General features: G+C 42.4%; 13 protein-coding genes. 1 reads left to right on the forward strand and 12 read right to left on the reverse strand.

Annotated features, from left to right (window positions below; all coding sequences use genetic code 11):
* Positions 1 to 180: 180 nt before the first annotated feature.
* The 12 genes from kdsB to rpoE all read right to left on the reverse strand — a co-directional run bounded on the left by kdsB (position 181) and on the right by rpoE (position 11,021).
* Entirely contained in the window at positions 181 to 951 is a 771-nt protein-coding gene (gene kdsB / locus KKZ03_RS17440; protein ID WP_243218058.1) for a 3-deoxy-manno-octulosonate cytidylyltransferase, read from the reverse strand.
* The gene (locus tag KKZ03_RS17445) at positions 948 to 1,139 is read right to left on the reverse strand and encodes a Trm112 family protein (RefSeq protein ID WP_243221666.1); all 192 of its coding nucleotides are present in this window, start codon (positions 1,137 to 1,139) and stop codon (positions 948 to 950) included. The genes kdsB and KKZ03_RS17445 overlap by 4 nt, the downstream gene beginning before the upstream one ends.
* Positions 1,139 to 2,131 (reverse strand): tetraacyldisaccharide 4'-kinase, encoded by a 993-nt coding sequence (lpxK, locus tag KKZ03_RS17450; protein ID WP_243218059.1) that lies wholly within the window; start codon positions 2,129 to 2,131, stop codon positions 1,139 to 1,141. Before lpxK ends, KKZ03_RS17445 begins: the two co-directional genes overlap by 1 nt.
* Entirely contained in the window at positions 2,128 to 2,565 is a 438-nt protein-coding gene (locus tag KKZ03_RS17455; RefSeq protein WP_243218060.1) for a biopolymer transporter ExbD, read from the reverse strand. Before KKZ03_RS17455 ends, lpxK begins: the two co-directional genes overlap by 4 nt.
* The gene (locus tag KKZ03_RS17460) at positions 2,565 to 3,179 is read right to left on the reverse strand and encodes a MotA/TolQ/ExbB proton channel family protein (RefSeq protein WP_243218061.1); all 615 of its coding nucleotides are present in this window, start codon (positions 3,177 to 3,179) and stop codon (positions 2,565 to 2,567) included. The genes KKZ03_RS17455 and KKZ03_RS17460 overlap by 1 nt, the downstream gene beginning before the upstream one ends.
* A gap of 67 nt (positions 3,180 to 3,246) precedes the next feature.
* Positions 3,247 to 4,410, reverse strand: a complete 1,164-nt coding sequence (locus tag KKZ03_RS17465) for an MFS transporter (protein ID WP_243218062.1) — start codon at positions 4,408 to 4,410, stop codon at positions 3,247 to 3,249.
* Positions 4,411 to 4,619: 209 nt separating this feature from the next.
* Positions 4,620 to 5,708 (reverse strand): chorismate synthase, encoded by a 1,089-nt coding sequence (gene aroC / locus KKZ03_RS17470; protein ID WP_243218063.1) that lies wholly within the window; start codon positions 5,706 to 5,708, stop codon positions 4,620 to 4,622.
* A gap of 2 nt (positions 5,709 to 5,710) precedes the next feature.
* Entirely contained in the window at positions 5,711 to 6,643 is a 933-nt protein-coding gene (gene prmB, locus KKZ03_RS17475) for a 50S ribosomal protein L3 N(5)-glutamine methyltransferase (protein WP_243218064.1), read from the reverse strand.
* Between the two features lie 538 nt (positions 6,644 to 7,181).
* A complete protein-coding gene (locus KKZ03_RS17480) occupies positions 7,182 to 8,603 on the reverse strand; it encodes a DegQ family serine endoprotease (RefSeq protein WP_243218065.1) in 1,422 nt (473 codons plus the stop codon).
* A 158-nt stretch (positions 8,604 to 8,761) separates the two neighbouring features.
* Positions 8,762 to 9,724, reverse strand: a complete 963-nt coding sequence (locus tag KKZ03_RS17485) for a MucB/RseB C-terminal domain-containing protein (RefSeq protein WP_243218066.1) — start codon at positions 9,722 to 9,724, stop codon at positions 8,762 to 8,764.
* Positions 9,725 to 9,819: 95 nt separating this feature from the next.
* Positions 9,820 to 10,419 (reverse strand): sigma-E factor negative regulatory protein, encoded by a 600-nt coding sequence (locus KKZ03_RS17490; protein ID WP_243218067.1) that lies wholly within the window; start codon positions 10,417 to 10,419, stop codon positions 9,820 to 9,822.
* Positions 10,419 to 11,021, reverse strand: a complete 603-nt coding sequence (gene rpoE, locus KKZ03_RS17495; protein WP_243218068.1) for an RNA polymerase sigma factor RpoE — start codon at positions 11,019 to 11,021, stop codon at positions 10,419 to 10,421. The genes KKZ03_RS17490 and rpoE overlap by 1 nt, the downstream gene beginning before the upstream one ends.
* 183 nt (positions 11,022 to 11,204) lie before the next feature.
* On the opposite strand from rpoE, the gene nadB reads away from it, so the two are divergent.
* A complete protein-coding gene (gene nadB / locus KKZ03_RS17500; protein ID WP_243218069.1) occupies positions 11,205 to 12,806 on the forward strand; it encodes an L-aspartate oxidase in 1,602 nt (533 codons plus the stop codon).
* Positions 12,807 to 13,040: the final 234 nt, after the last annotated feature.

Raw genomic sequence — 13,040 nt, forward strand, 5'->3', positions numbered from 1 at the left:
CGGATATAAGTGGGATTAAAAAAATATAATGTCCTGCAAAATATTCAATGCTTTTAAGGTATTGAATGATTGGTAAAACATCACAAAAAAATTCTAAATTACGGTTATTAACACTTTATGGCAAATAATCGCAATTATTTGCTGGTATAACAGCTTACTTTACAGCGATGATGTTCCTGTTTAGCACTTCAATAATAATGCTTGTTCTACGCGCATCAAATCCTGTTGGGTATCGACACCGGCTTCCGGGGTTTTTTCCACCACGTTAACGATGATTGCTTCGCCATGCCATAGTATTCTGAGTTGTTCCAGTGATTCAATCGACTCCAATGGTGATGGCTCCCAGGAACAATAACGGTTTAAAAAATCGACTGTATAGGCATAAAGTCCGATGTGCCGAAGATATTGCCTGCCTTCTGACGGTTTTCCACCTGTCTGGGTAAAAGTTTCTCTTTCCCAGGGAATTGGCGCACGACTAAAATAAAGTGCGTAACCGGCTTTATTCAAGACCACTTTAACAGCATTTGGATTAAATATTTCTTCTGCATGACTGATTTTTGCAGCCAGCGTTGCTATACCTGCCAGTTTCTGCCCTGCTAATGCAACCGCTACTTCACGAATCATTGAGGGTGGAATCAGTGGTTCATCACCTTGCAAATTTACGATAATTTCATCACCTGCCCAACCGCATTGCTGTGCGACTTCAGCGATTCTTTCCGTACCACTTTGATGATCAGGACGCGTCATTACGACATTAATGCCTAAATCGTAAACAGCTTGAAAAATTCGTTGATCATCAGTAGCGACGACAATTTCTTCCGCACCAGCTTCCTGCGCCCGCTCACAGACATGAGCAATCATGGCTTTACCGGCAATAGCCAATAACGGTTTACCCGGTAATCTGGTTGAGGCGTATCGTGCCGGAATAACGACTTTAAAGCACAGATTCATTTATATAATGCATCAGTTTCTTCGCTACTTAACTCGCGGGCTTCATCCTCAAGCATCACAGGGATGTCATCGCGAACAGGAAAAGCCAGGCGATCAGCCCGGCAGATTAATTCTGCTCTAGGCTTATCATAAATCAGTGGGCTCTTGCATAAAGGACACACCAAAATATCAAGTAATTTTCTATCTATCATACTTTTCTCTTAAGTAAATTTAATAATTGTTCTGAAAAAACAGTATCAGGAACGGCTTTTACTGGAAGATACCAATGCTGTAATCCTGCAAATTCTGTGCATTTTACCGCATCTTTTTCGGTCATTAACACCGGTTTATTGTCGCCAAAGTCAATATCGTGACGCTGAAAGGAATAATGATCGGGAAAACTATGAGTTGCACAAATCAATCCCGCCACTTCAAGCTGCTTAAAAAAGCGCTCAGGATTACCAATCCCTGCTAATGCATGGCACTCAACGGCATTAAATTCTGGTAACGGTTTTTGCTCTCCGGTCACTACATTAACCAATGTTTGGCCAACGAGTTGCATGGAAAACTCATGATCTTCGTATTTTTCGCCATTGACGATAACAAAATCGACACGTTGTAATCTTTCTATCGGTTCACGTAAAGGCCCAGCAGGTAAACAGTGCCCGTTACCAAAACGTCTTTCCCCATCAATGACCGCAATTTCGATAGTTCTGTTTAAGGCATAATGCTGTAGACCATCATCGGATAAAATAACATTACAATCGGCTTGCGAAAGCAGCATTTTTGCAGCCTCTACCCGTAATGGCCCTACAGCCATAGGGCAACCGGTTTGTGTAGCGATTAATAAGGCTTCATCACCCACTTGATTGGCATCGCTGTCAGCAGTAACCGGTTGTGGCCATGATTGTGCCTGTCCACCGTAACCGCGACTGATAATGCCGGGGTTAAATCCTGAATCTTTAAGAAACCGTGCCAACCAAATAACTAACGGCGTTTTGCCGGTGCCACCGACAGTAATATTACCGACGACAATAACCGGAACCGGTAAGGTATATGATTTCAATACACCCAAGCGATATAAAAATCTTCTGAACTTCACCGCATCGCTGAATAAAAAACCAAAAAGCGATAACCACACCCCCAGAAAATGGTCTTTATACCAAATATCTGCCGCCCAGCGCGTTAACGTTTTTTTCATGGTACTGTCTTTGGCTGTTGTGCGGCAAAGGTAATATGGCTAAACCCGGCTTCACTGGCGCACTGCAATGCCGTAATAACAGCCTGATGAGGCGTTTTGCCATCGGCATTAATGATAAAAGGGACATCCTTTGATTGCTCTGTAAACTTCAATAACTCCTGTTTTAAGGTTTCCACGTCCTGATTGACCAACTTGTTAGAGACACCATTGTCGCCCATTAAATAATAAGTACCGTCTGCATCAATCGTTAAGGTAATCATTTTAGGCGCTTGTTCTGCTTCTGCTCCAGCCGCCTCAGGCAATGTAACCTTCACTTCCGTGTTACGATTAAACGTGGTGGAAACCACAAAGAAGAGTAATAACACAAACAGTACATCTATCATTGATATCAAAGTAATATCAAGTTTTTCTCTTTTTTTATGTCGAAAATTCATCAGGATACCTCGCGGTCTCCATGTAGTATATCTATCAGTTTTAATGCTTCAGCTTCCATATCGACGACATATTCATCCACCAATCTTTCAAAGTAGCGATGAAAAATCAAACTGGGTATGCCTACGGTTAATCCTGCTGCTGTGGTAATTAATGCGACCGAAATGCCGCCTGCTAAAACACTGGGATCTCCGGAACCATGCTGCATCAATGACGCGAAAATATCTATCATACCAAACACCGTTCCCAACAAACCCAATAATGGACTTATTGTTGCAATAGTACCCAAGGTATTAAGATAGCGCTCCAAATCATGCACAACTTTTCTGCCTGATTCTTCAATACATTCTTTCATCACATCCCGGCCATGATGCCTGTTCGCAAGACCAGCCGCCAAGATACAACCAAGAGGCGAACTGGTCTTTAAACGATGTAAAGCAACATCATCCAATCTTTTTTCGCGAGATAATTTCCATACCTGAGGAACCAATTCCGGTGGCAATATCTTCTTTTTTTGTAACGACCAAAAACGTTCGACGACAATACCCATTGCACCAATTGAACATAGCATGATGGGTAGCATCATCCAGCCACCGCTTTTTATTATTTCAAACACTTTGTTTCCTGATAAAGTAAATTGGAGCCAATATAAGCTGAAAAAATCTTGAATCTTGCGCCTTATTCTAACCTAATGCCGTCGATTTTTGAGAATTTTCCCTACCTACCCAGATATAAGTAATCACCAAGGCAAGACCGCAACAGAGTGCCGCCACTGAATAAACAAACCTTGAACCCAATGACTCCCAGTAATAACCGCTATAAAGACTACCCAGGACACCGCCGACACCAAAACTAAGACTGCTATATAGTGCCTGACCTTTACCCTGATGCTGGTCGCCAAAATAAAGATGCACCAGATGTATGGCAACAACATGAACACCGCCAAAAGTTGCGGCATGTAATAATTGGGCAAAAATCAACAAACCCAAATAATCAGGACACCAGCCTATTATTAACCAGCGACCTGTGGCCAGCACCAAACTAAATAATAAAATAGCTCTTAAAGAAAAGCGTTTTAACAAACGTCTCATATACAGAAATAAAACGATCTCCGCTAAAACTCCAAGCGCCCAGAGTAATCCGGTAACTGTTGCTGAATAATGATTTTGCTTTAAATAAATCGAATAAAAAACATAATATGGTGCATGAGCCACTTGCAGTAATATGTTAACCACAAAAAAAGCCAAGACTTCAGGTCTTTTTATTATTTGCAACATCCCAAGCGAAGCAGATCGATGGCTGACAGACTTGGCTTCGGGCGTTATTAAGGTGACCCACCAGTTTAAAACCAACAACACGACAATGGCAACCGGAAGTGTTGCAACAGGCAACTTATCGAGTATAAGTCCCATGCCTAACACCGTGACAATAAAACCAACCGATCCCCACAGCCTTATTTGACTGTAACGATGCGCTTCCTTTTTTAAATGAAACAGAGTAACGGCTTCAAATTGCGGCAACACGGCATTCCAAAAAAAACTGAAACTGATCGTTATTACGGCAACCCATAAATAATCATGGACATATAAAAAGCCGGCAAAAAGCACTGCTGCAAAAAATGCAGCCAGACGAATTATACGTAAACTTTTTCCGGTATGGTCGGCAATCCAGCCCCACAACAAAGGGGCAATAATTTTGGTGCCTACCAACAACGCAGAAAGCTCACCAATTTCAACGGGATTAAAGCCAATCCCTTTTAAATAAAGGCTCCAGTAAGGGACAAAACAGCCTAGCGTGGCAAAATAAAAAAAATAAAACCCTGACAATCGCCAGTATGGAACAGACATTTAATTATTCATGTAAAAAAAGGGGCATCTCTTTTCCAAACCTATTGAAAATATGGCTACCCATTTAAAGTGGGATAATTTTACTGATAACATCCCTTCAAGGGATGGTATCTGTCCCTGGTTAAGTTGGTAGTCGAAAATACCACTATAAAAATGGTTAACCACAACGGCTTTAATCAGGACAATCACACAGGATTGCCCCTACAAGATTATCGCAAAATCGGCAATCCTGACACAACACCCATATTTTGGGCCCGGTGACGCAGAAAATGATCCATCAACACAATTGCCATCATCGCTTCGGCAATTGGCGTGGCACGAATACCAACACAGGGATCATGACGACCTTGGGTAATCACATCAATTGCCTCACCTTGCTGATTGATACTTTTACCGGCCAGTCGCAAGCTGGACGTTGCTTTTAAAGCGATACTGGCGGTAATTGATTGACCACTGGAAATCCCCCCCAAAATACCACCGGCATGATTACTTAAAAAACCGGCTGGCGTTATTTCATCGCGAAACTGTGTACCTTTAGTATCAATGCAAGCAAAGCCATCACCGATTTCCACGCCTTTTACCGCATTAATACTCATTAGAGCATGAGCCAAATCGGCATCAAGTCGGTCAAAAATGGGTTCACCCAAACCGGGTGGGACATTGGTTGCTACCACTTCAATTCTTGCACCTATCGATTCGCCTTCCTTGCGCAAGGCATCCATATAAGCTTCCATTTCAGGAACTTTATCAGCGTCAGGACAAAAGAAAGGGTTGCTGTCAATAATACTCCAATCGAGCTTTTCAATTTTTATCGGTCCCAGTTGCGATAAATAACCACGAATCTCTATACCCGCCTGCTCTTTGAGATATTTTTTGGCAATACCGCCAGCGGCGACACGCATGGCAGTTTCCCGTGCCGATGAGCGCCCGCCGCCACGATAATCTCTAAATCCATACTTCTGCTGGTAAGTGTAATCCGCATGTCCCGGTCTGAAGGTATCGGCAATTTTGGAATAATCTTTAGAGCGTTGATCAGTATTCTCAATGAGCAAACCAATCGGCGTACCGGTTGTTTTACCTTCAAACACCCCCGACAAAATTCTAACCTCATCGGCTTCACGCCGTTGCGTGGTATACCTTGAAGTACCCGGTTTCCTACGATCAAGATCTTCCTGTAAATCGGCTTCTGTCAAAGCCAGTCCCGGAGGGCAGCCATCAACGATACAGCCGATGGCAGGACCATGACTTTCGCCAAACGAAGTGACGGTAAAAAGTTTTCCTATTGTATTTCCAGACATAATTAACGTAAGGCCGCGATAAATAATTCGTGATAGTCATGAACCTGTTCAGCGGTCAGCAAAAATACGCCATCGCCGCCCCGTTCAAAATCCAGCCAGTAAAATGGCACATCAGGGAAAGTGTTCTGCAGAGTTTCTGCACTACTACCGACCTCCACAACCAAAATGCCCTGCTCGGCCAAATAATCATCCGCATCAACCAATATACGAAGAACAATATCCAGACCGGTAAGGCCACCTTTAAAGCCCATATCCGGCTCCGCACGAAACTCCTGCGGCAAATTTTCCCATTCTTGATGACAGACATAAGGTGGATTACTGACGATAACATCGTATTGAACGGGTGGCAGTGCTTTAAACAAATCCGACTGATAGAGTGTCACCGAGTCGGATAGCTGATGATTTTCAATATTGATTTCAGCGACAGCCAGGGCATCAACGGATAAATCAACGGCATCAACCAAAGCATTTTGAAAAGCATAAGCACAGGCGATGGCAATACAAGCACTGCCGGTACATAAATCCAGAATACGCCCGACCTGATCTTCTTCTACCCAGGGCGAAAAGCGTTGTTCGATTAATTCAGCAATGGGTGATCTGGGCACCAAAACCCTTGGATCAACGTAAAATGACAAGCCTGCAAAAATAGCTTCATTAGTTAAATAAGATGCCGGTATTCTTTCATTAATCCGTCTATCAATAATAGTAATGACAGCCTGGCGCTCATGCATCGTTAGCACGGTGTCCAGATAAGCTTCAGCCAGATTATAAGGCTGATAAACGGTATGCAAGACCAAAGCTGCGGCTTCATCAAGCGCAGTGACCGTCCCATGACCAAAACTGACCCTGGCTTGGGTAAATCGACTGGCTGCCCAACGAATATAATCACGCAAGGTCGATAATGTAGTTAAAACTTCAAAGGATGTTGTTTGCATTATTTAAAATAAGTAATCAGGATGTACACAGGATCAATTTAAATAGATTTTAAACTAAATGCGCAACAGGGTGGTAAGTTTAGTTAAGAACCATCAATCAGCAAATGGCGATTGTGCCGCAAAAAACAAAAACAGGGGCATTTTAGGTAGCATGGAACTCATGAAAACACCCAGGAGCGAACTATGCGTTAGGCAAACTTAACAGGGTTGATTAAATGTAGAACAGGCACATGGATCTGTCCCTACAGTATAATGTTGAACAATATAAATTTTTTTCCTTATCTACCTGACAATCTTTTTATGCCAAAACCAATCTCGACATTTACCCTGATTGTAATCCTTTAAATGGCTACGAGAAACTCTACACGTTTACTTGATGTTGTAACCTGTGAATTTTTTCGTGTCTTTCGTGTCTTTCGTTCTTTTCGTGGACAAAAATCAATCAAAAAAACGGCGGAATAAATCCGCCGTTTTTGAGTTATTAAGCTCTTACTGCAATCATTTACTTACGATCGCTTTTTAGCTTTGTACCACAACATTACTTATCTATTTTAAGTGCCAAAAAGGCAGGACTACCACGACGCTGAATTAACACAGCGACAGATTTCCCTACAGGAAGGGTTTTAAGGGTCTTTTCAAATTCAGCGACACCAACAATAACATTATTACCAATGCGTAAAATAACATCGCCAGGTTGGATACCCGCATTCTTGGCAATACCTTTTTCGACACTTTGAACCAACACACCGCCTTTAATAACTTGCAAGACCTCTCTTTCTTCAGCGGTTAAATCAGTAACACTAATGCCCAATCTATTGGTGGGCCTAGCCTTCTCGGCTTTGGTATCAGCGACTTTATCAATCTGTTCCGGTAAAAGTCCTATACTGAAATTTAGCGTTTTCTCATTACCTTGCCTGAGAATTTTTAGCGTTGCTTTATCATTAATCGGTGTCATACCAACCATAGGTGGTAAATCACCTGACTTTTCAATCGGTTGACCATTAAACTCGGTAATAATATCACCAATCTGCAAGTCTGCTTTTTCTGCAGGACTACCAGGAATCACTTTAGAAACTAATGCTCCCTGTGGTTTCTTCATATTAAATGATTCAGCCAATTCACGAGTGACGTCCTGAATTTGCACGCCTAACCAGCCATGCGCCGCTTTACCGCTCGATTTTATTTGCTCAACGACATTCATCACTATATCCATCGGAATAGAGAATGAAAGACCCATAAAGCCACCGGTACGGCTATAAATTTGTGAGTTGATACCCACAACTTTACCATCCATATTAAATAGCGGCCCGCCTGAATTGCCTGGATTAATCGCCACATCCGTTTGTATAAACGGCACATAATTGCCACCCGGCAAACTGCGGCCTTTAGCACTGACTATACCTGCTGTCACTGACTGCTCAAAACCAAATGGTGAACCAATCGCTAAAACCCACTCACCAACCTGCAGTTTAGCAGGGTCTCCAATAGTCACTACCGGCAAATCAGTCGCTTCGACTTTTAATACCGCCACATCGGTACGCGTATCCGAACCGATAAGCTTTGCTATTAATTCCCGTCTATCAGAAAATTTAACAATGATTTCATCAGCATCTTTAACGACATGATGATTGGTTAATATATAGCCATCTTTGGAAATAATAAAACCGGAGCCCAGCGACTGGGTGTCTCCACTTCCACCCTCACCACCACCGTTACCACCATCAGGATTATTAAAAAAACGTTTAAACAGCTCTTCCATTTCAGGCGGCAACCCTTCAGGCATGGGCTGTTGTTCTTTAGGTGCTCCGGCAACCTCGACCGGCGCTTTTTGGGTAGTACTGATGTTGACTACTGCGACGCCATTAACCTTTACCATTTCGGTAAAGTCTGGTAGCTGCGCTACTACATTTTGACTACAAAGAAAAACCAGAAAAACAGACCAACCAAGCTTTTTAAGCATAAAAACTCCATTCCCTAACATTAATAAAATAAATACATTACTGTGACTTATAACAAATAAACTTGCTGCCTATGCCTATACTATCAGTATTTAACATCCAGTAAAGCGTAAGCACTCCAATTCCATGTTCTTATAGTACCTGGCGTAAACACAATGATTCAATTCGTCAAATCCCGAAGTTTGATACCTTCGGCAATATATTTTGCGGTTTCTGCGGGCACTTCACCCATTACCGTCAGTTGATAATTATTGATGGTTCGGCTATATAAATTAACCGCACCGACAGATTGAAGACCCGACAACATTCCGGCACTTTTGCTTTCCATATAAATTGACACGGAAGTAAAGCCATCACTTAACAATAAATGATCAACAGGTTGTTCATTATTGTGTATGGGCTTACGGGCAAAAAATATACCCCGAAAACCTGCTGGCAGCGCTGTTACAACAAATGCCGCCTGATCCGGGGATTGCGTCGGTATCTGTTGGATGTGCTGAGCTGAATTCTTGGTATCCAGGGATTTAATCGTAATAAAAGACAACGCATCTTTAACGGCTATATCGGTAAAAACAACCTGTTCTAAAAGAGTACCAGAATGGTCGTAAACAGCTACTTTAAGGGGCAAAAAATAGCGTTTTTCAACCCATATTTTTCGTAAATACCTTACATTATCTTGGGGTTGGATGGTAATAACGTAGCTCGGCAGCATGGCAATATTCTCCTGCCCCACTAGCCTGAACTCATAAATAGCACTTATATCATCCAGATTGCTCGGCATATCAACCAGAAAAGAGCGTTCAAATGGCCGGTAATCGACCTGCGTTTGCTGTGTTTCCTTAAACAGGCAACTAACTTTACCTGCGTCCCTGATAATTTCACGCAACGGCGAGTTTAACGACAATAGACGTTCCTGCTCAACACCATTTTTAGCCACGTGGACATATTTCATTGGCTCCAGTTTGCCATTTTTAAAGAATGCAACCGTGCCTTGATAATTTAAGACTGCCATGGCATGGTTCATTTTCATCAATATTTGGCGAGCAGTTAACTCAGGTTCTTTTGCCGAAACAATCCCGATAGATAAAATTAAAACTACAAAGAAATGCTTAATCGCAGTCATTTATTATTACTGGGAAGCTGTCCGAGAATAGAAGCTGTAGCGAGGAGAAGCCGTTTTGAGTCAGGTTTTTTGATCATTTGAGGCAAATAGTTGTGCTATTTAACGAAAATGAGCGGAAAATCTGACCGAACTGGCTTTTCCGCAATCGGTTTTCTATTCTCGGACGGCCTACTGGATGCCGTTACTCTGGCATAGGGCTGAAAATCAGCCTCACCATTGGTATAAACACTATTATTATGGGCTTGAAGATAATCATTAATTTGTTTATTGAGTGGATATTGCGTAGCTTCAACAGGCTTATCCGGCTGTTGATGGGGTTTATTCTGCGCAACCTGGAGCGCTGTTACCGCGTTAACCGACTGATTGGAAATGTTTATACTCCGTCCTGCAATTACGGCAACAATAACCAGTGATGCCGCGACCGCAATTTGTTTATGGCTACGCTTAAATGACTTATGTTGAGGTAAAAAATAAACCGGTTCTTGCTGTATCTGCTGATGTATTTTTGTTGAAAAATCGGCTTTGATTAATAAAAAAGCGTCTTTTTTCATGGCATGACTAATCATTTCATAACGCCTCAACTTGTCTTTCAACTCAGGCCGGGATTGCATTCTTTTCAAACAAGACAAAGCATCGACTTGATCAAGTTCATTATCAAGAAATTGAGATATTTTTAAATTTAAATCTTCAGGCATTAAAAACCACCGTGTTCAAGCAAAGGGTTTAATTTATCATCGATCGCCTCACGCGCTCTAAAAATGCGTGACCGTACCGTACCAATAGGACAATCCATTGCTTGTGCAATTTCTTCGTAACTCATGCCCTCAAATTCACGCAACATAATGGCTGTGCGCATATCTTCAGGAAGCTTTTCAATGACGATTTTAATAGTGTCGACTATTTCCTGATTTAATAATAACTGTTCAGGGGTATCCATTCCCTGCAACTGTGGTGCATTTTCAAAAGCCTCGGCATCCTGAATATCGACATGATAATTAGCGCTTCTTCTTGATCGTGATACCAGGTAATTTTTTGCCGTATTAATGGCAATACGATAAAGCCAGGTATAAAAAGCCGAGTCGCCCCTGAAATCCCCCAACGCACGATAAGCTTTGATAAAAGCTTCCTGAGCCACGTCCTGAGCCTCACTGGGGTCTTTGACATAACGATTTACCAACTGAATGATTCTATGCTGATATTTAATCACCAAAAAATCAAATGCAGATTTATCGCCTTGTTGCACCCGCAACACCAGGTCTTCATCTAGTTGTTCGCTGTATTTAGTGTAACTGCTCACTACTGCTCTTTAACCCGGGGGTGGACAAATACAATCGCATAAAGTTCTATTATGTACAAAAATTGTGCTATCACTCTAAAAAGCGTTATTATCCATAAACAATGATAACTAAGCCACAACCTTAATTTAGATAATGAAATTTTTTCTAAAGTTTGCCCTGTGGATGTTGACCAACTAACCTTTATGCCCTATTCAAAAAATTATGACGTCCTTATTATTGGCAGCGGCGGTGCCGGGCTAAGTTTGGCGCTTAAATTAGCTGACCACTCGATCAATGTTGCCGTATTATCCAAATTTGCACTAACTTCCAGCAGCACCTATTATGCACAGGGTGGCATATCAGCTGTTTTTGATGCTGAAGATTCCATTGAGTCTCATATTGAAGATACACTGGATGCTGGTGCAGGGCTTTGCAATCCTGACATTGTCAGACTTACCGTAACTCACGGAAAAAGCTCCATAGACTGGCTTCGAGAACAAGGTGTTGTTTTTACTGAGGAAGAAAACAATGCAGGCGAAATACAACTGCATTTAAACCGTGAAGGTGGTCACTCTCATCGACGTGTTGTGCATTCTGCGGACGCAACCGGCAAGGCAATTTCATTATCACTTATTGAACGTGCGCAAGAACATGCCAATATTGAATTATTTAAACACCACAGCGTTGTCGAGTTAATTACTGCGCCAATCGGCGAGGATAATGGTAAACAAGTATTGGGTGCCTATGTTCTGGACACTCAAAAAAACCGGGTTAAAACCATAACTGCCCGCGTCGTGGTGCTGGCGACCGGCGGTGCCAACATGGCTTATATTTATAGTACCAATCCACATAGCTCAACCGGTGACGGCATTGCCTTGGCATGGCGTGCCGGTTGTCGCGTCAGTAACATGGAGTTTATGCAATTCCATCCAACCTGCCTTTTTCATCCCGAAGCTCGCTCTTTTCTTATCAGTGAAGCACTAAGAGGCGAAGGCGGTAAGCTGGTTTTGGCCGATGGCTCTTCTTTTATGCAAAATTTTGATCCCAGAGGCGAATTAGCCCCAAGAGATATTGTTGCCAGAGCCATAGATCACGAAATGAAAAAACGCGGTATAGACTGTGTTTATCTTGATATCAGTCACAAATCGGCAGACTTCATACGCGAGCATTTTCCTACCATTTATCAACAGTGTCTTGACTATGGTATCGACATCACCAAACAGCCTATCCCTGTTGTTCCTGCTGCCCATTACACCTGCGGCGGGGTGTTAACGGACAGCTATGCACGCACAGACATAAAAAATCTTTATGCTGTTGGCGAGGTGGCTTGCACCGGGCTGCACGGTGCCAATCGAATGGCCAGCAACTCATTACTGGAATGCCTGGTTTTTGCCGATCGGGCCTGTGAAGATATTTTACAAAAACTTCCCAACATTCTTTCGACGCCCAAAATTCCGGACTGGGATGAATCGAAAGTCAGCGACTCCGATGAAGAAGTGGTTGTTTCCCATAACTGGGATGAATTACGTCATTTCATGTGGGATTACGTAGGCATCGTCAGAACGGATAAACGCCTTAGTCGGGCAATGAACCGGGTAGAATTACTTAAAAAAGAAATTGCTGAATATTATGGTAATTTTCGTGTCACCAGTGATTTACTTGAATTGCGTAATCTGGTCATCGTCGCCGAATTAATCATTCGCTGTGCACAGCAACGCAAAGAAAGTCGTGGCCTGCATTACACATTGGATTATCCTGAAACTGATAATAGCAAACCGCCACAAAATACTATTCTTAAACCTTGAGTCAAGAAAATTGATGACACCTGAATTCAGGACACCGCGAACATTATGAAGAAAAACCAAGATCAAAATTGGGTGTCTTGATTGGTTAAGCTACATTCCCCCCTATAGTGCTTGATTAATACACGACTCTATACCTTATGTAGCTTCCTATGAAGAGTAAGCCTAAGCTGCAGCTCCTCTCTAAAAAGATGGACATTCCGGTACAAGGTTATTAGCTGTTACGCTTTCTTTATG

It is taken from the genome of Methylobacter sp. S3L5C, assembly GCF_022788635.1.
Lineage (GTDB): Bacteria > Pseudomonadota > Gammaproteobacteria > Methylococcales > Methylomonadaceae > Methylobacter_C.

Coding starts and splice junctions, on each gene's coding strand:
- kdsB (WP_243218058.1), bottom strand. CDS start 951: ATGAATCTGTGCTTTAAAGTCGTTATTCCGGCACGATACGCCTCAACC.
- lpxK (WP_243218059.1), bottom strand. CDS start 2,131: ATGAAAAAAACGTTAACGCGCTGGGCGGCAGATATTTGGTATAAAGAC.
- KKZ03_RS17455 (WP_243218060.1), bottom strand. CDS start 2,565: ATGAATTTTCGACATAAAAAAAGAGAAAAACTTGATATTACTTTGATA.
- KKZ03_RS17465 (WP_243218062.1), bottom strand. CDS start 4,410: ATGTCTGTTCCATACTGGCGATTGTCAGGGTTTTATTTTTTTTATTTT.
- aroC (WP_243218063.1), bottom strand. CDS start 5,708: ATGTCTGGAAATACAATAGGAAAACTTTTTACCGTCACTTCGTTTGGC.
- prmB (WP_243218064.1), bottom strand. CDS start 6,643: ATGCAAACAACATCCTTTGAAGTTTTAACTACATTATCGACCTTGCGT.
- KKZ03_RS17480 (WP_243218065.1), bottom strand. CDS start 8,603: ATGCTTAAAAAGCTTGGTTGGTCTGTTTTTCTGGTTTTTCTTTGTAGT.
- KKZ03_RS17485 (WP_243218066.1), bottom strand. CDS start 9,724: ATGACTGCGATTAAGCATTTCTTTGTAGTTTTAATTTTATCTATCGGG.
- KKZ03_RS17490 (WP_243218067.1), bottom strand. CDS start 10,419: ATGCCTGAAGATTTAAATTTAAAAATATCTCAATTTCTTGATAATGAA.
- nadB (WP_243218069.1), top strand. CDS start 11,205: ATGCCCTATTCAAAAAATTATGACGTCCTTATTATTGGCAGCGGCGGT.